The following is a 19,338-nucleotide window of genomic DNA, read 5'->3' on the forward strand; positions in this document are numbered from 1 at the left end:
GAACAGGTAGCAGCGGCGAACGGTCAGGCCCGGACAGTAACGGCCGGTTGGCCACCAACCCCGAGTGGCTGAAAACGGATAGGCCGTCAGCTTCCTAGGCTGCGGACGAGTGACCGCCAATCGGGTAGCACTGGGGCGTTCGTCGCGGTGTCACGGTAGGACGGACTCCAGATCGTGATTCCGTTTTGTCAGAACTTATGCCTGCCGCGCCGGTTGGCGGCCGACACCGAAGGAGAGCCGGATGAGCCGACAGTCCTCCCATGCCGCCGAGTCGTCAGCCACCAGCTCGGGCCGGTGGGCAACGAGAGCGCCGAGACGGAACGGGATCACCCGGAGGACGGCCGCGATCACGGCCGCCGGGCTCCTGATCGGCTGGAACTCGACCCTGCTCGGCCCGGCCGCCGAAGCGCAGCAGACCCCGGAATCCTGGACGGCCGACCGCCGGGCCGTGCTGCCCTCCGGCCTCGGCATCCAGTTCGACTTCGCCCCCCTCCCCGGAATCGCCGTCAGGACAGCGCCCGGAAAGCTCGCCGCCGGGGGCCCCGGTTACTCGGACGGGTTGCGCGGCGGCGACCCCGCCACCCGGTTCGAGCTCGGCGTCGAACGCCCGCTGGCCGACGGTTCCTGGCGCACCCTCGGCACCCTCCAGCTCTCCTTCGGCCGGGCGGTCCGCAACCCTCGGCTGCACCTCAGCGGCCTGGCCTCGCTGGCCACCGGCAAGGGCGGCACCACCGGCACCGCCAGCCGGCTGACCGTCACCGGCGGCTCCCCGAGCGCGCCCAGCCTGGTCGCCCGGACCGACTGGTCCGGCTGGACGGTCGGTGACAACGCCCTCACCCCGACCGGCGAGGGCACCACCGACGGCACCACCCCCGGCAGCGGCACGCTCGAACTCTCCGGCACCGTCAGCACGGTGACCTTCCGGGTCGAACAGCGCAGCACCGCCAGGGACGGCTCGACCACCGCCCCCGAACCACTGGCGCAGGCGTACACCGTGACGCTCGACGAAGGCGTCGGCACCGCCCCGCAGGGGTACGGCAACGCCTCGCACCTGGTCTCCGACGTCTTCCTCGGGCGGACCGCCACCGGTACGGCCGGGGCGCGCCCGACCGTCGCCGCCGCCTCCGCGCGCCGGCTGGTGCCGCCGGGTGGCTCGGTCCCGCAGGAGCCGGTCGAACTGCGCGAGCGGGACCAGCCGCTGGTCGAACTGGACGGTGGCGCGAGCCGCCGCAGCCTCTGGGCCAACCCGGCCCCGCCCGAACTCCAGCCGGGCCGCGGCGAGTACCAGGGTGCCGACCCGACCGTCCAGTTCCCCGCCGAGGCCGCCATCGGGCGCTACTACGACGTCACCGTGCCCGTCAGCCCCGGCCCCGGCCCGGCCACCCTGGTCGGCTGGATCGACTTCGACCACAACGGGAAGTTCGACGCCACCGAACGGGTGCAGAGCGAGGTGGTGGTCGGCGCGAAGAGCGCCCAGCTGGAGTGGACCGTCCCCGGTAACGCCGCCGCCGGGGAGACCTGGGCCCGCCTGCGGATCGCCCGCAACTCCGCCCAGCTCGTCACCCCCGGCGGCTTCGCCGACTCCGGAGAGGTGACCGACCAGCGGATCAAGCTCACCGTCGGCGCCGCCCACCCGGAGATCACCGGGCCGGTCACCGGCGCCGTGGTGGCCGACGCCCGTCCGGAGATCCGGGGCGAGGGCGGGGTGCAGGGCGCCACCGTCGCGATCATGGCCGGTGACGCCACGCTCTGCCGGGGCACTGTCGGCAAGGACGGCCGGTGGAGCTGTCGGCCCGACTCGGCGCTCCCGTCCGGCAGCCACACCCTCACCCCGGTGGAGACCACCAAGGGTGGCGTGGTGCTGCGCGGCGAGGAGATCCGGATCACCGTCAAGACCGACCCGCCGGCCGCACCGGTCCTCACCCTGCCCGAGTACACCAACGACCCGGGCCTGCTGCTCACCGGCACCGGCGATCCCGGCAGCACCGTCTCGGTGGTGGACGCCGCCAACGCGCCCGGCGCCGGACGGATCGCCGGTGAGCTGTGCAGCACCGCCGTTGCGGCCGACCGCAGTTGGTCCTGCCTGCCGGTGGAGAACCTCGCCGACGGCAAGCACCAGCTGACCGCCACGGCCACCGACGGCGCGGGCAACCGGACGGCGGGGAAGCCGGTGCCGCTCACCGTCGACACCGTCGCCCCGCCCCGGCCGGTGCTCGGTTCGCCCGCCGGGGGGACCGAACTCACCTCCGCCCGCCCCCGCCTGACCGGCCGGGCCGAGCCCGGCGCCACCGTCACCGTCACCACCCGGGGCGCCACGGCCGGCGAGCGGGTGGTCCTGTGCACCGCCGTCACCGACGTGGACGGGGCCTGGAGCTGTACCCCCGCCCGGGACCTGACGGCGGGTGAGCAGACGCTCGTGGTCACCGCCACCGACCGGGCCGGCAACGCCACTTCGGCGGACGCGGTCACGGTCACGGCGCGGCCGGTGGCGGTGCCTTCACCGTCCGCCTCGCCTTCTCCCTCGCCCTCGGCCTCTCCTTCGCCCTCGGCCTCGGCGTCGGTCGCGGCCTCCGCTCCTGCGGTGCCATCGGTCGTACCTTCGCTGCCGCCGTCGCCGGTGCTGCCCTCGCCCGGGGTCACCCTCCCGTCGCCTTCGGCCTCGGTGATTCCTTCCCCGTCGGTGTCGGTGGGTGGTGTCCAACCGCCTTCCGTCGAGCCGGTGTTGACGCCGGAGGAGGTGGCGGTGATCCTGCCGATCCTGGTGCCGCCGGTGCCGGTCGAGCTGCCCGCCGTACCGCCGTCGGCGTCGCCGCCCGTCGTGGTGTCCCCGTCCCCGTTGCCGTCCGTGGCGGCGGTGGCCCCCGCCACGCCAGCGACGAGCGCCGCACCTTCAGTGGCCGTCGGCGCCACGCCTGCCACGAGCGTCACGCCGTCGCCGCCCGCCAGCGCCACGCCCGCCACCAGCGCCGTACCGTCGCCGCCCGTCAGCGGCACCCCCGCCACCAGCGCCGTACCGTCGCCGCCCGTCAGCGGCACCCCCGCAGCCACGAAGGCCGCCACGAAGGCCGCCGCGCCCGTCGCGCCCAAGCCGTCCCGCCCGGGCACCCCGTCCGCCTCCGAGTCGTCGGCCGATCCGATGGCCCCCGAGGCGCGCAACCTCGCCGCGCCGCCGGTGGGCGCCGAGCGTCCGGCGTCCGAGATGTGGCGTACTGCGGCCTGCGGCGTGCTGCTGATGCTGGCGGCCGTCGGGCTGCTGACCCGTCGGGTGTTCGGCCGCGGTCCGGGTGGCCGGCGCCGCCGCCGCTGAGCAGCGGATCTGACGGCGCGTCGGCCGACGCGCCGTCAGATACGGCTCGACATGCCACGACACACCGCGAATATACGAAATGTCGCATTTGATGACTTATCAACCTAGCCTGAATCTGGCACCGCCCGTCAGGTCCGGGCCGCCCGTTGCGCGACACACCGAACCCCCGAGGAACCGTGCATGGACGTCACCCGTGAAGCTTCGTCGAGACCCGACTCCTGGCCCGCCGCGCCCCCCGGACCGCCTCAGCGCGGCGGCGCCACCCAGCTGAGCAGGGCGGTCGCCGACGCGGTCGCCAAGCCGTTGATCAAGGCCAGGCCGGTGCCCGTCCACGACGAGCTCGACGCCGACGGGGGCCCGGCCACCGAGCCGCCGGGCGGCGCGTCGAGCAGCCAGTCCCGGGCGAGCCGCCGTCCGCCCCGGATCGACCCCACCCTCCGCGAGCACCAGGCCCGTTCGCTGCCGGGCTGGCTCGCGCTGCTGGTCCTGCTGACCGCGCTGGCCGGGGTGGCCCTGCCGCTCGTCAGGACCGGGGTGATCCCGCAGTTGGACGCGCTGCCCGACCTCCGCAGCAGCGGGACCGAGATCACCGCCCCCTCGGTCGCCGCCGCCTCGGCGGCCGGGCTGGTGTTCCTGGCGACGCTGGCCGGACTGCTGGTCAACGCCGGCGGCGAGACCCGCGTGCTGACCCGTTGGGGCCGCTACCGGGGGACCGTACGCCGGACCGGCCTGCTCTGGGTCAACCCGCTGCTGCGCCGTCGTCGGGTGGACATCCGGCTGCGGCACTGGCGCAGCGAGCCGGTGCAGGTCGCCGACCGTACCGGCACCCCGATCGTGGTCCGCCTGCTGATCGTCTGGCGGGTCAAGGACACGGCCAGGGCCACGCTCGCCATCGCCGGGCACGAGGACTACCTGCGCGAGCAGGTGCACGCCGTGCTCACCCGGACCGCCAGCGCCCTGCCCTGCGACAGCAACTCCGCGCCCGGCCCGGCCCTTCGGGACGGCCAGTGGTTCGCCGACGAGCTGACCAGGGCACTGGCCGCCGAGGCGGCTCCGGCCGGGATCGAGGTCTACTCGGTGCAGCCGCTCGCCCTCGACTACGCGCCCGAGGTGGCCGAGAGCATGCGCCGCCGCCGGGTCGCCGAACTGGACGCGAGCCTGCGGACCGTCCTGGTGGACGACGCGGTCGAGGCCGCCGCCCTCGCAGTCCGCCGCCTGGAGCGGGCCACCACCCACGAGTTGGACGAGGCCGCCCGCAGCGCGCTGATGGAACAGCTGCTGGTCGCGTTCGTCGCCCCCGCCGGGGTGGCCGCCTCGGTGCCCCCGCCGGCCGTCCGGGCCGGCCGGAAGGAAGGAAGGCCCGCGTGAGGATAGCCACCGACCCCGACCTGATCGGCTTCTCCGACATCTCCCCGACCGCCGCACCCTGCACCTGCGCCCACTGCCGGGCCGTCGCCCGCCGGCCGCCCACGGCCGGGCGGGCCGGCGGACACCGGGTCGCCGACCGGGGCCGCCTGCACCGCGCGGTCCGGGCCGGCTGCGTCACCACCACGGTGCTGGCCGGCGCGGGAGCGGTCGGACTCGGCTTCGGGGCGACCGCCGCGAACGCCATGCCGGCGCCCGCCGGACCGGGGTGGGACGGCTCCCGGTACTGGTTCAAGAACAGCGGCGGTGAGTGGCGCTACACCAGCCACCTGGCGGTCTACCGGGCTCGCACCGGGCAGTCCTCCGGCACCCCCGCCACGCCTCCCGCCACACCCGCCGACGGTGGCGTCGAATCGGTGATCGCCTTCGCCTCGGCCCAGCTCGGCAAGCCGTACCTCTGGGGCGGCAACGGCCCGTCCGGCTTCGACTGCTCCGGTCTGGTGCAGCAGGCGTACCGCAGGGCCGGGATCGAGCTGCCCCGGGTGGCGGACGACCAGTACGCGGCCGTCACCCACATCGAGCCGGGCCGGCTCCGCCGGGGCGACCTGATCTTCTGGTCCAGCAACGACCGGCCCTCCGGCATCCACCACGTCGCCCTCTACCTCGGCGACAACCGGTACCTGGAAGCCCCCCGTCCGGGCAGCCCGATCCGCGTCGCGACCCTGAGCAGGGGCTACTACCCCACCCACTTCGGCCGCCCGTAAGCCCCGCGGCCGTAGCCCCGCGCGCGAGCCCGCGCGAGCCGCCCACCCGGCAGCTCGCGCGGGCTCCTTGCTCCGATGCGCCCTCGGCCCGACGCACCGTCAGCAGACACGCCGTCAGCGGCCCCTCGTCAGGCCGAGGCGGCGTCCAGCAGTGCCAGCTCCGCCGGCCGCAGCCGCAGCCGGGACGCCGCCAGCAGGGGCGGCAGCTGCTCCACCGTCCGCGCGCTCGCGATCGGCGCGGCGACGGTCGGCTGCGCGGCCAGCCAGGCCAGTGCGACGGTGGCCTGCGGCACGCCGTGCGCGGCGGCGACCTGGTCGAGGGCGTCCAGCACCTTCGGCCCGCGCGGGTCCTCCAGGTAGCGCGCCGCGCCGAGCGCCCGCGCGCTGTCCACGGCCGCGCCGCCCGGCCGGTACTTGCCGGTCAGGAAGCCGGAGGCCAGCGCGTAGTACGGCACGGCGGACAGCCCGTACGCCGCGACCACGTCCGCGAGCGGGCCCTCGTACGTCCCCCGGGAGACCAGGTTGTAGTGCGGCTGCACCGCGACGTACGCCGCCAGCCCCTCCTTGGCCGAGAACTCCAGCGCCTCGGTGAGCCGCTCCGCGCTGATGTTCGACGCAGCCACCGCCCGGACCTTGCCCTCCTGGACCAACTCGTCCAGGGCGGGGACGAACTCCTCGACCGGCGTCCCGGTGTCGTCCCGGTGGGTGTAGAGCAGGTCGATGTGGTCGACCCCGAGCCGGCGCAGCGACTCCTCGGCGGCGGACTTGATGTTCGCGGCGGACAGCCCGCCGGCCTGCGGGTGGGCACCGACCTTGGTGGCCACCACGATCTCGGTGCGGTTGGCCCGGCTGCGCAGCCAGTCGCCGATGATGGTCTCGGACTCGCCGCCGGTGTTCCCCGGCACCCAGGCCGAGTAGACGTCGGCGGTGTCGACGAAGTTGCCGCCGCCGGCCGCGTACGCGTCCAGTACGGCGAACGACTCCGCCCGGTCGGCGGTCCAGCCGAACACGTTGCCACCGAGCGAGAGGGTGGACACGGCGAGGTCCGAACCGCCGAGGGTCACCTTCGGGGGAGCGTCACTGAGGTTGTCGGTCATGCCCGGAGTCAACCGGATCGCCCGGACGGCCATTCCGTCTCCGGCGGCTCTTCACGTGGCCGTCGCACGCCCGTTGCAGGCCCGTCGCAGGCCGGTGGCCGATCACTCCTCCGAGGGGTCCGGGGTGTTCCCCGGCCAGGTGGGTTGGCTAGAGTCCTGCCCATGGCTGACAACGACTACGACCCCGCCGGCAACACCCAGATGTTCCGGGCGTTCGTCGAAGAGACCCCGGCCGCCCAGGCGCCCGGCTCGGTCACCACCTACGGCACCGCCACCGGCAGCAGCAACCGCACCGGCCTGTACGTCGGCATCGCGGTGGTCGCCCTGCTGGTGCTCGGCGCCGTGATCTGGCTGGCCGTCAAGTAACCACTTCCGGGGCATCCGGCTGAGGCCCGTCCGGCGATTCCGGTCGGGGCGCGGCCGGCTGCCCGGCACCGCGTACGGACGCGTCGGGCCCGACCGGACAGAACCTAGACTGGCCGGGCCCGAGCGATCCCTGTTCCAGTGCCCCGGAGGCCCCCGTGACCCAGCAGTCCACCGAGATCGCCCGCAGCCTCGGGCTGTCGGGTGCGGCGAACGCCCGCGACCTCGGCGGCTACCGGACCGCGGACGGCGCGGTGGTGCGCCACGGTGTCGCGCTGCGGGCCGACGCGCTGAACCGGCTCACCGCCGAGGACGGCGCGCTGCTGGTCGCGTCCGGCGTCCGCCGGGTGGTCGACCTGCGCAGCACGGTCGAGGTCCAGGAGGCGGGTCCCGACCTGATACCCGGCCTTCCCACGGCCGACCTGGTCGAGCTCGCCCGGTCCACCGAGCCGGTCACCGTCGAGCCGGTCGGTACGGACGGTCCGATCCTGCACCACCTGCCGGTGTTCGCCGCCGACTTCGACATCTACGTCGCGCTGCGCGACGGGCTGGCCGACCGGGACGCGGACAAGCAGTTCGCGCTGCTCGGCGACGGCAAGGCAGCCGGGATGATGACCGGCCTCTACCGCTGGTTCGTCACCGACCGGGTGGCCCGCGAGCGGTTCGCCACCGTAGTGCGCATGCTGGCCGCGCCGGACGGTCCGCCCGTGCTGTTCCACTGCACGGCGGGCAAGGACCGGACGGGCTGGGTGGCCGCGCTCACGCTGACCGCGCTCGGCGTCGACCGGGACACCGTGTTCGAGGACTACCTGCTCACCAACACCCGCTCGGCGGCGCTGATCGGGCACATCGTGGAGAGCTTCGGCACCCGGGGCCTGATGAAGGACCCGACCCTGCTGCTGCCGGTCTTCCGGGCCGAGCGGGCGTACCTGGAGGCGGCCTTCGAGGAGGTCGCGACCGGCTGGACCTCCTTCGAACACTTCTGGCGGGCCGGTCTCGGCCTGGACGACGCCGTGCTGGCGGGCCTGCGCGCCAACCTGTTGGCGTGAGGACCGCCGGTCGGTGAGTCGCCGATCAGCTACTCGCCGGTCAGCCACTCACCGATCGGCTACTCGCTGATCAGCCCGGCCCGCAGCTGGGTCAGCGTCTTGGTCAGCAGCCGGGAGACGTGCATCTGCGAGATGCCGATCTCCTCGCCGATCTGGGACTGCGTCAGATTCCCGAAGAAGCGGAGCATGATGATCCGCCGCTCGCGCGGCGGCAGCTTGGCCAGCAGCGGCTTCAGCGACTCGCGGTACTCGACGCCCTCCAGCGCCAGGTCCTCGTAGCCCAGCCGCTCGGCCAGCGGGCCGTCGCCGTCCTCCTCGCCGGGCGTCGAGTCCAGCGAGCTGGCGGTGTACGCGTTGCCGACCGCGAGGCCCTCCACCACGTCCTCCTCGCTGACGCCGAGGAAGACGGCCAGCTCGGCGACGGTGGGGGAGCGGTCGAGCTTCTGGGACAGCTCGTCGCCGGCCTTGGTCAGCGACAGCCGCAGCTCCTGCAACCGCCGGGGCACCCGGACCGACCAGCTGGTGTCACGGAAGAAGCGCTTGATCTCGCCGACCACGGTGGGCATGGCGAAGGTCGGGAACTCCACCCCGCGCTCCGGGTCGAACCGGTCGATCGCCTTGATCAGGCCGATCGTGCCGACCTGGACGATGTCCTCCATCGGCTCGTTCCGGCTGCGGAAGCGGGCGGAGGCGTACCGGACCAGCGGCAGGTTGAGCTCGATCAGGGTGTCGCGGACGTACGTGTGCTCGACGCTGCCCGGCTCCAGCACGGCCAGCCGCTGGAACAGCGAACGTGACAGCGTCCTGGTGTCCAGCGTGCGGTCCACCGTGACGAAGGGCGAGGCCGTCTGCTGCGCCGGGATACGGCCCGTCAGCTGTGCCCCTGCCCCGGGCTCGGCCACCTGCTCGGTCAGCTCGCCGACCACCTGTCCAGCCACCGACACGAGAGCCGCCGTCATACCGTGGCCCTCCGCACTGCCCAGCTCTCCGGACATGCTCCCCACCCCCTCGTGACTGACTGTCCAACGGGCATCACCCAGTGGCAGTTCCCGGAGCCGAACGACCCCTCCAGCTCAATACCGGACCACGCGCCCCGGCAAACCCGAACGTCGCAAGATGTCACTCGGCGGTAACACGCAGCGAGGACCCTACTCCTCCCAGTGGTTCCCGGTCCGCAGTCTGGTCAGGATCCTGGAGAGTAGCCGCGACACGTGCATCTGCGACATGCCCAGCTCGGTGCTGATCTGGGACTGTGTCAGGTTCGCGAAGAAGCGCAGCATGATGATCCGCCGCTCCCGCTCGGGCAGTTGCACCAGCAGGTGCCTGACCATGTCCCGGTGCTCCACGTCGGCGAGCGCCGAGTCCTCGTAGCCGAGCCGGTCCAGCAGGGCGAGGCCGCCCTCGTGCTCCTGGGCGGCCTCCAGCGAGGCCGCGTTGTACGCCCGGCCGGCCGCCAGGCAGGCCCGGACGTCCTCCTCCGGGATGCGCAGGTTGGCCGCGATCTCCGGCACCTTGGGAGAGCGGCCGTGAGTGATCGTCAGCTCCTCCATGGCGCCGCTGACCTGGACCCAGAGCTCCTGGAGCCGGCGCGGTACGTGCATGGTGCGGACGTTGTCGCGGAAGTACCGCTTGATCTCGCCGAGGATGGTCGGCAGCGCGTAGGTCGGGAACTGCACGCCCCGGGTCGGGTCGAACCGGTCGATCGCGTTGATCAGGCCGATCGTGCCGACCTGGACGACGTCCTCCATCGGCTCGTTCCGGCTGCGGAACCGGGTCGCGGCGTAGCGCACCAGCGGGATGTTCGCCTCGATCAGCGCCGCCCGTACCCGCTCGCGCTCCGGCGCACCCGGCGGCAGCTCGGCGAGCCGCTCGAACAGCACCCTGGTCAGGGTCCGTACGTCCACCGAGCTCCGGGTGCCGGGCGCTCGCTCCCTCGACTCCACCAGTGGATCCACCTGCTGAGCCTCTGCGGGCTCCTCCGGTGCGGCCTCCTCGCCGGTCTTCGGCGCGCTGCTGCCCTGTGTCTGCACGGACACGTCACCCCTCCCAAGTCCCTGCGAATCAGATCCACCGACTGTGGTCCGCGCTCGCTCATCACCTCGCCAGGTTCCGGCAAAACCGGTCATAGCATCACAAGTCGCGCACATCGCGGGCAAGTACCGGCGTTATGGCGTGTTGGGGGCGCGTCGGGAGCGCGCGGGGCGCGGAAGGGCCCCCCGGCGTCGTGCGTGCCGGGGGGCCCAACGGTGCTACGGGTACGACCGTTCAACTCGGTCGGTCAGACCTCGATGTCGGCGATCACCCAGGTGGCGAACTCACGCCACTGTCCGGCGGCAGCCTGATGGGCCGGGTGGCCGATGTAGGCGGCCAGCGCCTCGCGGTCCTCCACCTTGCTGTTGATCGCGTAGTCGTACGCGATGTCCCGCTCGGTGGTGTTCCAGCCGCAGTCCCACTCGCGCAGTTCGGGGATCAGACCGCCGAGCTCCTCGAACGCCTTGGCGCCCGCGAGCGCCCGTGGGTCGTCCTTCGTCACGCCGTCGTTGAGCCTGAACAGGGCCAGGTGCCGGATCACGCTGCCGCTCCTAGTGGGGAGTGAGGGAGTACTGCTCGAACCCGCCCACCGTAGCCGGGGACGGCCCCGGTCAACTCACCAGCCCGGTCATGAAGGTCCCGACCGCCTTGGCCGCGTCCGAGATCCCGACGAACCCGGACTGGACCAACTCGGCAGCCCTGGTCGGGGAATTGATGACCGTGTAGATCACGAAGATCAGCAGCATCCACATGCCGATCCTCTTCGCCTGTGCCACCCGAACCGCCCGCCTCCCGATCGCCGCACCACCTGCCCCGCAGCTTATCCACCGGACGGCCCATCAGGTGAGGCCCGCGTTCACTCCTCAGGACGAAGGTCCCCGCAGAACAGGTCCTTCTCGGGATGCCCACCCGCACCCCGTCCATCAGGATGGAACCCGTACCGAGGGCCCCGGCAGGACCCCTGGTACACAGATCCGGAGCTCCCCGCTGTGGGACCGGGCGTCGTGACCTCCCCCCGAAACGACCCCGGTTGTGGGACTCCGCCGGGGCAGCCGTCCGTCCCCCGGGACGGCTGCCCCTCCGTCGGCTGCGTACCGGTGGCGCCCCGTCGCGGCCCACCCGTTCGACAGTTTCTAGAGCGAGCCCTGGCCGACCCGCTCCCCGCTCTCGACCGGGCCGCCACTCGACGCCACCAGTTCGGGTTCCGGCTCGCGGGCCGGAGGCACGACCGGACCGGGTGCGTGGAGCTGCTGCTGCGGCCACCTGCGGTTCAGTGCCGTGCTCAGTTTGCGGCCCAGATTCTGGAACGGCAGTTCCACCAGGCGGTGGACGACCCCACAGACGACGAGCAGCACCGCCAGATAGCCGAGACACCATGCCGTGCGTTCCAGCGGCGGCATCGCGGTCAGCTTCGTGATGTAGTTGGCGATCCCGAGTTTCCACACCAGGAAGTGCTTCACGGGCGTGTGGAGCAGGTAGACGGAGAAGCTGACCGCACCCAACCAGACCAGCAGGCGCGGGAAGCGGCGGTTGCGGAGCAGCATGAACAGGCCGAACGAGGCCCAGGCGGCCAGGTAGGAGTTGGTCCAGGCCATCCAGGTGGAGGTCCAGGTGGCTCCCGCCCAGGGGCCCACGTTGTACATCGGACCCACCAGGGCGCCGGCCAGCACGACGAAGCCGACGGTCATCCAGGCCTGCGTCTTCTCGATCTGCCCGTGCTGCGCCCGGTACACCACGGTGCCGGCGAACATGGTCGCGAAGATCATCCAGGTCTCGTACGCGGGCGCCCGGCTGTTGTTGATCACCAGGACCAGACCGAACCCGGCCAGCAGCAGTCCACCGGTGCGGGCCATCGTCGCATTGCCGCTGAGCATGCAGGCAACACCCATCACCACGATCACGACAGCGGCGATCGCGAGGTTGACGATGGCGTCCAGGCTGGTGTTCAGCGTGTCGGTCGCGATCGTCGTCCCCAGCACGAGCGCGACCGCGGCTGTCCCCACCGCGATCGGGACGCTGCGCCGGTGCCAACCGACGACGTACAGACCGCTGACGAAGAAGTAGAACAGCATCTCGTACGTGAGCGTCCACATCACGCCGAGTCCGTTGACCACGCCCAACATGTCCTGGAGCATCAGCCCGTTGGTGGCCAACCAGAGCTTGTCGTGGTGGAAGCCGTGCATCGTGACCACCGCGTACGCCTGAGGCAGGATCAGGTCGGCCGCCACGAGGGTCAGGACGAGCGCCGGATAGATCCGGAAGATGCGCCCGATCCAGAAACCCCTGACGTCACCTCGGCGTTCGAGGGAGGCCGGGATGATGTATCCGCTGACGATGAAGAAGGTCATGACCCCGTACAGGCCAAGGTCGAAGTGCAGCCATATCTCACCCCCGTTCGGGACGAGGTAGAGGAGGTCGAAATGGTGGGCCGCCACGGCGAGCGCGGCGATTCCGCGCAGTGCGTCCAGCCATCCGAACCGGCTGCCGGCTACCTGCGCTGAGCCGGTACGGCGTCCTCTCCGAGGCTCCCGCCGCGACAGCGATCGCATTATCTTCACGTTGGAGGGTAGCCCGCGCGGTCGACGCGCCTCCTCGGGGGTCCTTTCGGTACGACGAAGGGCCCCCGCTGTCCCCAGCGAGGGCCCTTCGCGCTCAGAGCGGTAGCGGTGGGATTCGAACCCACGGTGAAGTTGCCCCCACACACGCTTTCGAGGCGTGCTCCTTTGGCCGCTCGGACACGCTACCGAGACGAGACTGTACCGGACGGGGTGGGTGGGGACGAAATCAGTTCAGCGGTGGGAGTCGAAGAAGGTGCGGAGCTGGTCGGCGCAGGGGGTGGCGAGGACGCCGTGGATGACCTCGGGGCGGTGGTTGAGGCGGGGGTCGCGGAGGACGTCGAGCAGGGATCCCGCCGCGCCGGCCTTGTCGTCGTAGGCGCCGTAGACGACCCGGTCGAGCCGGGCGAGCACGATGGCGCCCGCGCACATGGTGCAGGGTTCGAGGGTGACGACCAGGGTGCAGCCGGACAGGCGCCACTCGCCGAGGGCGGTGGCGGCCTGGCGGATGGCGACCACCTCGGCGTGGGCGGTGGGGTCGCCGACGGCCTCGCGCTCGTTGTGGCCGCGGCCGATGACCGTCCCGTCGGGGCCGAGGACGAGCGCCCCGACCGGGACGTCACCGGTGGCGGTGGCGAGTGCGGCCTCGTCGATGGCGAGGCGCATCGCATCCGTCCAGCGGTCACGCACCGGGTCGGGGCGTACGGGGGCCGGGAGGGGAGCGATCTGCATGCAACCAGTGTCGGGCACCGGCTCAGCGGCTACCGCACCGCCTCCAACACCTCGCCGCAGCCGATCGCGTCGGCGATCTCGGAGAGCGCGTCGCCGGGCATCGCGCCTTCGCCGCTGAGGTCGAGCAGCCCCTCGGCGGGCAGGCCGAACTCGATCAGCAGCTCCGGATCGCCGAGCGGCCCGACCGGGACGCCGCCTGGACCGGTGGCTCCGGCCGTCTCGTCCTCGTCGTCCTCGGTAGCGGCGTCCCCGTCCTCGTCCTCGTCGAGGACGGTGACCAGGCTGTCGAGGTCGTCGAAGTCGGCGTCGCCGACCCGGTCGATCAGTTCGTCGGTGAGGATCGAACCGTAGGAGCTGCGCGCGGCCGCGGCTCCGTCGGAGACGAAGATCCGCGGATCGTCCTCGCCGTCCACCCGGAGGACGGCGAACCAGGCGTCCTCCTGCTCGATGAAGACCAGGACGCTCTCGTCGTCCTGGGCCGCCGCCCGGGCCAGGTCGGCCAGGTCGGCAATGGTCTCGACGTTGTCCAGCTCTGTCTCGCTCACATCCCACGCGCCGTCGGTGCGAGCAAGCACTGCAGCGAAGTACGCCACCAGGGACTCTCCCAAGATTGGTCTCGGCTGTAGGCGATCTCGGGCGAACGCGGCCTGGCCGCCCCCGCGCCAGAGGCGGCCCGCTGTTCGGACCGTCCCTCCGGCATCGTGACAGAAAGCCGGGCCCTGCGGGGAGTGTTCGGCAGCGCGTCTTCGCAGGTCGTGTCGGAAGACCGTGCGGGAGGGCCGACGCGCCGTCAGATTCGGAAGGTTCGCATCCGGAGCGCCTCGCGCATCCGGCGCTCCTTGGTGCGCCGGGGCTGCACCCTGGCCCGCAACTCCCTGGCCTCGGCCAGCTCGCGGAGGAAGCGGGCGCGCCGTCGGCGGCGCTCCGCTTCGGTCTCGGGTGGGGCCTGGGGCTGCTCTGTCGAGCCGGGCCCGGCGTGCGGGGTGCTCTTCATACCGTCCGACTTTCCCAGAACTGTCCGGTAAATACCACAGGGGATGCGGAGGTATCGGGATTGCCCGCTCCCGCCGCAGTGGGGGACGCGGGCCCCGGGAGGTCGTACATGTGTCTCGTCGCCCGTTATGGTCGGAGCATGCGTCTCCATGTCGTCGACCACCCGCTGGTGGCCCACAAGCTCTCCACCCTGCGCGACGAGCGCACCGACTCGCCGACCTTCCGGCGGCTGACCGACGAGCTGGTCACCCTCCTCGCGTACGAGGCCACCCGGGACGTCCGGACCGAGCAGGTGGAGATCACCACCCCGGTCGCGGTCACCACGGGCACCCGGCTGAGCTACCCGCGTCCGCTGGTGGTCCCGATCCTGCGCGCCGGGCTCGGCATGCTGGACGGCATGACCCGGCTACTGCCGACCGCCGAGGTCGGCTTCCTGGGCATGGTGCGGAACGAGGAGACCCTGGAGGCGTCCACCTACGCCACTCGGATGCCGGACGACCTCTCCGGCCGTCAGGTGTACGTGCTGGACCCGATGCTGGCGACCGGCGGCACGCTGGTCGCGGCGATCCGGATGCTGATCGAGCGCGGCGCCACCGACGTCACCGCCGTGGTGCTGCTGGCCGCGCCGGAGGGCGTCGCGGTGATGGAGCGCGAGCTCGACGGGCTGCCGGTCACCGTGGTCACCGCCGCCGTGGACGAGCGGCTGAACGAGAACGGCTACATCGTGCCGGGCCTCGGTGACGCGGGCGACCGCCTGTACGGCACGGCCGGCTGAGCGGACGGATCCACGACGAAGGGCCCCACCTCCGAGGTGGGGCCCTTCGTCGTACGGCGGGACCGCACGCGGAACGCAGGGCCGGATCAGCAGCTGCCGGGCACCGGCGAGGCCGTCGGCGACGGCTTGGTGGCGACGGCCAGCGCTGCGGCGGCCTGTTCCGGGTCGAGCAGCCCCGTGAAGGCGTCGCCGACGACGACGTCCACCGAGGGGTCGACCCGGGTGTCGGCCGACTTGGTGGCGCCGGTGACCTCGGAGGCGAGCAGGGTGGCGCCGCCGAGCCCGGCCGGGCCGCTGATCACCTGGATGGTGGTGGTCGGCAGCTTCTCGACGGTGGCCGGCGCGTTGCCGACCTTGCCGATGGTGAAGCCGCGTTTCTTGAACTCCTCGGCGGTCCGCGCGGCCAGGCCGGCCTTGGCCGTGGCGTTGTAGATGTTCACCGTGACGGCGGCCGGCTGCGGTACGGCGGTGCTGCTGGGTGGCGCGGACGGCACACCGGGTGCGGCGTCCGGCGCGGCCAGCGGTTTACCGGAGGCCGCGCTCTGCGAGGCGCAGGCCTGGGCGGAGCCGCTCCGGTTCTTGCCGGAGAAGATGTCCACCAGCTGCACTCCGCCGAGGCCGATCAGGGCGAGGGCGAGCAGCGAGCCGATCAGGGCGAGGACCTTACGGCTCCTGCGGGGCGGGCGTCCAAGGCGGGGGTAGGAGTTACCGGTGATCCGGTACTGCTTCCCCTTCAGTCCCTGGGGAGTCAACATGCTCACGGGTCGGTCTCCCCCTCGTGCCAGGGCAAGGCTCGGTGACGGGTGCGGCCGGGAGGGCGGAGCGCCGGATACTTTTCGGCCGTACTCAGCAGATTAGTGCCACTCCGGGTGTGAAGGTACTAAATGATCATCATCTGGAGTACGGGGGCACTCGAAAGGATGTACCGGCCCCCGAACGGTTGCGCGGACGGGTGACGGCAGGTCAGGACTGACGGCGGGTCAGGGGGTCGGCTCGGAGACCGGTGGGTAGTCCATCTCCAGCACCCGGGCGTGCAGCACCTGGCGCTGCTGGAGCGCGGCACGCACCGCGCGGTGCAGGCCGTCCTCCAGGTACAGGTCGCCGTGCCACTTCACCACGTGGGCGAAGAGGTCCCCGTAGAAGGTGGAGTCCTCGGCCAACAGGGTTTCGAGGTCCAACTGCCCCTTGGTGGTCACCAGCTGGTCCAGCCGCACCGGGCGTGGCGCTACGTCCGCCCACTGGCGGGTGCTGGTCCGGCCGTGATCCGGGTACGGCCGTCCGTTGCCGATGCGCTTGAAGATCACACGGAAAGCCTACCGTCACGCCGCCCCGGGGCACAGCAAGCACGGCCCGGCCTGCGTTCGGAGATTCATAGGGATTACATAGGAAGTGTCCCTATTTGTGAGGGGCGAGTTTCTGACGATGCCTCCGAACCGAGCGGGAGTCCGCCCAGATGACCACCCAGGAATTGCCCCCCGCCGTCCGGGACATCGCGGCCGGGTACGCCTTCACCGGACCCGCGCTGGAACTCGGCGCGGTGCTGCTGGACGGCGCCGCGTACCCCGGAGCGCAGGTCCGGATCCCGCTCGGCGTGCTCAACCGGCACGGGCTGGTGGCCGGCGCGACCGGCACCGGGAAGACCAAGACCCTGCAGCTGATGGCGGAACAGCTCTCCGCCCAGGGCGTGCCGGTCTTCCTGGCCGACATCAAGGGCGACGTCTCCGGCATCTCCGCCCCGGGCGCGGCCAACGACCGGGTGACGGCCCGGGCCGCCGAGGTCGGGCAGGAGTGGCGGGGGCAGGGCTTCCCGACCGAGTTCTACGCCCTCGGCGGGCTCGGCAACGGCATCCCGCTGCGGGCCACCGTGACCAGCTTCGGCCCGCTGCTGCTCGCCAAGGTGCTGGAGCTGAACGAGACCCAGGAGGCCTCGCTCGGCCTGATTTTCCACTTCGCCGACCGGAACGGCCTGGAGCTGTACGACCTCAAGGACCTCTCGGCGGTGATCTCCTTCCTCACCTCCCCGGAGGGCAAGGAGCAGCTCAAGGGCATCGGCGGGCTGTCGGCGGCGACCGCCGGGGTGATCCTGCGTTCGCTGACGGTGCTGGAGAACGAGGGGGCCGGGGCGTTCTTCGGCGAGCCGGAGTTCGACACGGCCGAGCTGCTGCGGACCGCGCCGGACGGGCGTGGGGTGGTCTCGGTGCTGGAGCTGCCCGCGGTGCAGGACCGGCCGCGGCTGTTCTCGACCTTCCTGATGTGGCTGCTGGCCGACCTCTACCAGGAGCTGCCCGAGGTGGGGGACCTGGACCGGCCGAAGCTGGTGTTCTTCTTCGACGAGGCGCACCTGCTCTTCAAGGGCGCCTCCAAAGGCTTCCTGGAGGCGATCACCCAGACCGTCCGGCTGATCCGCAGCAAGGCGGTCGGGATCTTCTTCGTCACCCAGACCCCGAAGGACGTCCCGGCGGACGTGCTGGCGCAGCTCGGCAACCGGGTCCAGCACGCGCTGCGGGCCTTCACCCCGGACGACGCCAAGGCGCTGAAGGCGACCGTCTCCACCTTCCCGAGGTCCACGTACGACCTGACCGAGGTGCTCACCCAGCTGGGGACGGGCGAGGCGGTGGTGACGGTGCTGTCGGAGAAGGGCGCGCCGACGCCGGTGGCGGCGACCAGGCTGCGGGCGCCGCAGTCGCTGATGGGGCCGGTGGAGGAGGGGGTGTTGCGGGCGGCGGTGGACGCCTCCCCGCTGACGGCGCGCTACCGCGACGCGGTGGACCGGGAGTCCGCGTACGAGAAGCTGAGCGCCCGGCCGGCGCCCACGACCGCAGAGCCCGCGCCGGCGCCGGAGCCCGCGCCCGCGCCGAAGCCGGTGCCTGCGGAGGAGAGCGGAGGGCTGCTCGGGTCGTTGCTCGGCAACCCGGTGTTGAAGTCGTTCGCCCGGTCGGCGGGGACCCAACTGGGGCGGGAGATCTCCCGGAGCCTGTTCGGGACATCGAGGCGGCGGAGGTGACCGCCCCGGGGGGCGTCTGGCGTGACCGTCCGCGCGGCGGTCACGCGCCTCAGCGGAGGGCGTGGCCGATGCGGTCCAGGGAGGAGAGGCGCATCAGGCCGTAGTTGTAGAACTCGACCTCGGGGACGCCCAGGTCGCGGAGGACGGCGATCTTGGCGGCGAGGTTCTCCGGACTGTCGCAGTCGGAGGCCATGGGGCGCAGGATGACCGCCATCTGCTCGGGGCGTACGCCGTGCAGCGCGAAGGCGGCGACCTTCTCCCGGACGGCCTCCGGGGTGGTGGCGTAGCCGAGGGTCTCGATCTGGTGGGCGGCCTTGGTAAGGGCGGGCAGGTCGATGCCGGAGAGCCAGCCGGTGCCGGGGCCGCCGCCGTCCATGAAGGTAAGCCGCATGCCGCCGGCGGTCGCGGCCTCGGCCACCTCGGCGGCCAGCGAGGTGACGGAGCGGGCGGAGGCGTCGATGTAGGCGGCCACCGCGCCGTCGGCCAGTTCGTCGAGGGGGAGCGGCTCGGCGGCGCGGTGCTCGTCGGCCAGCCGGGCGCGCAGCTCGTTCCGGACCGTGGTGCGGACGCGCTCGGCGTCGGGGCCCGCGTTGGCCAGGCAGTGGGGGCAGAAGCAGAGGCCGAGCAGGGCCTCGGCGACCGGTCCGAGCTCTTCGAAGTAGCGCTCGTGGTGGTAGCCGTGCCGCAGGCCGTGGAAGTGCAGCGACTCGGCCCGGACGGCATCCACCCCGTACCGGGAGAACTCGCCGACCAGGGTGGTGGCGTAGTCGCGGACCTCGGGGTTGGCCGGGCAGAGCTCGGTCAGGTGGCGGTCGCCGAAGGCGTTCTCGGGGGCCACGTCCGGGTGCCGGAAGCCGAGCCGGTCGTTGTGGCAGAAGACCGTCCAGGCGTGCAGCTTCAGCCCGCGCCGCTGCGCCTCCTCGGCCGCCTCCGCGAACGGGTCGCGGTCGCCGATCGCGGTGGACGGCAGCGGGGTGAGCCGCCGCCCGGCCCAGCGGGCGGGGTCGGGGCGGAAGTAGGCGGCGCCGGGCTCCAGGTAGCGGATCACCCGGCGGGGGTTGTGCGGGAAGACGTCGCGCGCCTCGTGGTAGACGGAGGCGAGGGTCACGCCGCCGACGCCGGCCCGGTCGGTCAGGTTGCCGAAGAAGGTGTCGGCGCCCTCGTCGAGCAGGTCGGTGGCGAAGGCGAGGACGGACGACTCCACGGGGCGGCTCCGGAGCAGGTGGTGCGCGGGCAGGCGCGCGGGCAGGTGGTGCGCGGGCGCGCGGTGCGAGGGAGCCCACGCTAGCCCGGGATGCCCGTA

Annotated in this window: 19 protein-coding genes and 1 tRNA gene; 7 read left to right on the forward strand and 13 right to left on the reverse strand. The window is 72.4% G+C overall.

Annotated elements, in window-relative coordinates:
• Window positions 1–241: 241 nt before the first annotated feature.
• The 3 genes from ACKUU6_RS17045 (at window position 242) to ACKUU6_RS17055 (ending at window position 5,436) form a co-directional block, all read left to right on the forward strand.
• Window positions 242–3,307 carry an Ig-like domain-containing protein gene (locus tag ACKUU6_RS17045; protein WP_407989408.1) on the forward strand — a complete coding sequence of 1,022 codons (3,066 nt, stop codon included), beginning with the start codon at window positions 242–244 and terminating at the stop codon, window positions 3,305–3,307.
• 180 nt (window positions 3,308–3,487) lie between these two features.
• On the forward strand, window positions 3,488–4,675 hold the full coding sequence (locus tag ACKUU6_RS17050) for an SPFH domain-containing protein (protein ID WP_407989409.1): 1,188 nt from the start codon (window positions 3,488–3,490) through the stop codon (window positions 4,673–4,675).
• Window positions 4,672–5,436, forward strand: a complete 765-nt coding sequence (locus ACKUU6_RS17055) for a C40 family peptidase (protein ID WP_407989410.1) — start codon at window positions 4,672–4,674, stop codon at window positions 5,434–5,436. Before ACKUU6_RS17050 ends, ACKUU6_RS17055 begins: the two co-directional genes overlap by 4 nt.
• 128 nt (window positions 5,437–5,564) lie before the next feature.
• On the opposite strand, the gene ACKUU6_RS17060 is transcribed toward ACKUU6_RS17055, so the two are convergent.
• Entirely contained in the window at window positions 5,565–6,533 is a 969-nt protein-coding gene (locus ACKUU6_RS17060; protein WP_407989411.1) for an aldo/keto reductase, read from the reverse strand.
• A 162-nt stretch (window positions 6,534–6,695) separates the two neighbouring features.
• Here ACKUU6_RS17060 and ACKUU6_RS17065 point away from each other — a divergent pair, with 162 nt between their 5' ends.
• A complete protein-coding gene (locus tag ACKUU6_RS17065) occupies window positions 6,696–6,899 on the forward strand; it encodes a hypothetical protein (protein WP_407989412.1) in 204 nt (67 codons plus the stop codon).
• A 155-nt stretch (window positions 6,900–7,054) separates the two neighbouring features.
• The gene (locus tag ACKUU6_RS17070; protein WP_407989414.1) at window positions 7,055–7,945 is read left to right on the forward strand and encodes a tyrosine-protein phosphatase; all 891 of its coding nucleotides are present in this window, start codon (window positions 7,055–7,057) and stop codon (window positions 7,943–7,945) included.
• 59 nt (window positions 7,946–8,004) lie between these two features.
• Here the strand turns inward: ACKUU6_RS17070 and ACKUU6_RS17075 are convergent, their stop codons facing one another.
• The 9 genes from ACKUU6_RS17075 to ACKUU6_RS17115 form a co-directional block, all read right to left on the reverse strand.
• The gene (locus tag ACKUU6_RS17075; protein WP_407989415.1) at window positions 8,005–8,940 is read right to left on the reverse strand and encodes an RNA polymerase sigma factor SigF; all 936 of its coding nucleotides are present in this window, start codon (window positions 8,938–8,940) and stop codon (window positions 8,005–8,007) included.
• A 153-nt stretch (window positions 8,941–9,093) separates the two neighbouring features.
• Entirely contained in the window at window positions 9,094–9,981 is an 888-nt protein-coding gene (locus tag ACKUU6_RS17080) for an RNA polymerase sigma factor SigF (protein ID WP_407989416.1), read from the reverse strand.
• Window positions 9,982–10,223: 242 nt separating this feature from the next.
• Complete coding sequence (locus tag ACKUU6_RS17085; RefSeq protein WP_407989417.1) at window positions 10,224–10,517, reverse strand: Dabb family protein; 294 nt, start codon at window positions 10,515–10,517, stop codon at window positions 10,224–10,226.
• A gap of 70 nt (window positions 10,518–10,587) precedes the next feature.
• Entirely contained in the window at window positions 10,588–10,728 is a 141-nt protein-coding gene (locus ACKUU6_RS17090) for a hypothetical protein (protein WP_407989418.1), read from the reverse strand.
• A gap of 381 nt (window positions 10,729–11,109) precedes the next feature.
• Entirely contained in the window at window positions 11,110–12,525 is a 1,416-nt protein-coding gene (locus tag ACKUU6_RS17095) for an acyltransferase family protein (RefSeq protein ID WP_407992151.1), read from the reverse strand.
• A gap of 109 nt (window positions 12,526–12,634) precedes the next feature.
• Window positions 12,635–12,721 (reverse strand) — tRNA-Ser (locus tag ACKUU6_RS17100).
• Between the two features lie 44 nt (window positions 12,722–12,765).
• The gene (tadA, locus tag ACKUU6_RS17105; protein ID WP_407989419.1) at window positions 12,766–13,263 is read right to left on the reverse strand and encodes a tRNA adenosine(34) deaminase TadA; all 498 of its coding nucleotides are present in this window, start codon (window positions 13,261–13,263) and stop codon (window positions 12,766–12,768) included.
• A 29-nt stretch (window positions 13,264–13,292) separates the two neighbouring features.
• Window positions 13,293–13,808, reverse strand: a complete 516-nt coding sequence (locus ACKUU6_RS17110; protein WP_407989420.1) for a hypothetical protein — start codon at window positions 13,806–13,808, stop codon at window positions 13,293–13,295.
• Window positions 13,809–14,053: 245 nt separating this feature from the next.
• Window positions 14,054–14,257 carry a hypothetical protein gene (locus ACKUU6_RS17115; RefSeq protein ID WP_407989421.1) on the reverse strand — a complete coding sequence of 68 codons (204 nt, stop codon included), beginning with the start codon at window positions 14,255–14,257 and terminating at the stop codon, window positions 14,054–14,056.
• Between the two features lie 138 nt (window positions 14,258–14,395).
• Here ACKUU6_RS17115 and upp point away from each other — a divergent pair, with 138 nt between their 5' ends.
• A complete protein-coding gene (gene upp / locus ACKUU6_RS17120) occupies window positions 14,396–15,031 on the forward strand; it encodes a uracil phosphoribosyltransferase (RefSeq protein WP_407989422.1) in 636 nt (211 codons plus the stop codon).
• An 86-nt stretch (window positions 15,032–15,117) separates the two neighbouring features.
• Here the strand turns inward: upp and ACKUU6_RS17125 are convergent, their stop codons facing one another.
• Window positions 15,118–15,786 (reverse strand): LytR C-terminal domain-containing protein, encoded by a 669-nt coding sequence (locus ACKUU6_RS17125; protein ID WP_407992152.1) that lies wholly within the window; start codon window positions 15,784–15,786, stop codon window positions 15,118–15,120.
• Window positions 15,787–16,011: 225 nt separating this feature from the next.
• Complete coding sequence (locus ACKUU6_RS17130) at window positions 16,012–16,335, reverse strand: type II toxin-antitoxin system VapB family antitoxin (RefSeq protein ID WP_407989423.1); 324 nt, start codon at window positions 16,333–16,335, stop codon at window positions 16,012–16,014.
• 149 nt (window positions 16,336–16,484) lie between these two features.
• On the opposite strand from ACKUU6_RS17130, the gene ACKUU6_RS17135 reads away from it, so the two are divergent.
• Entirely contained in the window at window positions 16,485–18,035 is a 1,551-nt protein-coding gene (locus ACKUU6_RS17135) for a helicase HerA-like domain-containing protein (protein WP_407989425.1), read from the forward strand.
• A 49-nt stretch (window positions 18,036–18,084) separates the two neighbouring features.
• Here the strand turns inward: ACKUU6_RS17135 and ACKUU6_RS17140 are convergent, their stop codons facing one another.
• Complete coding sequence (locus tag ACKUU6_RS17140; RefSeq protein WP_407989426.1) at window positions 18,085–19,239, reverse strand: hypothetical protein; 1,155 nt, start codon at window positions 19,237–19,239, stop codon at window positions 18,085–18,087.
• Window positions 19,240–19,338 lie beyond the last annotated feature (99 nt).

It is taken from the genome of Kitasatospora sp. CMC57 (assembly GCF_045866025.2).
Taxonomy (GTDB): domain Bacteria; phylum Actinomycetota; class Actinomycetes; order Streptomycetales; family Streptomycetaceae; genus Kitasatospora.

Bases quoted from the DNA above. Each gene is read 5' to 3' on its own strand.
- ACKUU6_RS17045 (WP_407989408.1), top strand. From the start codon at position 242: ATGAGCCGACAGTCCTCCCATGCCGCCGAGTCGTCAGCCACCAGCTCG.
- ACKUU6_RS17050 (WP_407989409.1), top strand. From the start codon at position 3,488: ATGGACGTCACCCGTGAAGCTTCGTCGAGACCCGACTCCTGGCCCGCC.
- ACKUU6_RS17060 (WP_407989411.1), bottom strand. From the start codon at position 6,533: ATGACCGACAACCTCAGTGACGCTCCCCCGAAGGTGACCCTCGGCGGT.
- ACKUU6_RS17065 (WP_407989412.1), top strand. From the start codon at position 6,696: ATGGCTGACAACGACTACGACCCCGCCGGCAACACCCAGATGTTCCGG.
- ACKUU6_RS17075 (WP_407989415.1), bottom strand. From the start codon at position 8,940: ATGTCCGGAGAGCTGGGCAGTGCGGAGGGCCACGGTATGACGGCGGCT.
- ACKUU6_RS17090 (WP_407989418.1), bottom strand. From the start codon at position 10,728: ATGTGGATGCTGCTGATCTTCGTGATCTACACGGTCATCAATTCCCCG.
- ACKUU6_RS17095 (WP_407992151.1), bottom strand. From the start codon at position 12,525: ATGCGATCGCTGTCGCGGCGGGAGCCTCGGAGAGGACGCCGTACCGGC.
- tadA (WP_407989419.1), bottom strand. From the start codon at position 13,263: ATGCAGATCGCTCCCCTCCCGGCCCCCGTACGCCCCGACCCGGTGCGT.
- ACKUU6_RS17115 (WP_407989421.1), bottom strand. From the start codon at position 14,257: ATGAAGAGCACCCCGCACGCCGGGCCCGGCTCGACAGAGCAGCCCCAG.
- upp (WP_407989422.1), top strand. From the start codon at position 14,396: ATGCGTCTCCATGTCGTCGACCACCCGCTGGTGGCCCACAAGCTCTCC.
- ACKUU6_RS17125 (WP_407992152.1), bottom strand. From the start codon at position 15,786: ATGTTGACTCCCCAGGGACTGAAGGGGAAGCAGTACCGGATCACCGGT.
- ACKUU6_RS17135 (WP_407989425.1), top strand. From the start codon at position 16,485: ATGACCACCCAGGAATTGCCCCCCGCCGTCCGGGACATCGCGGCCGGG.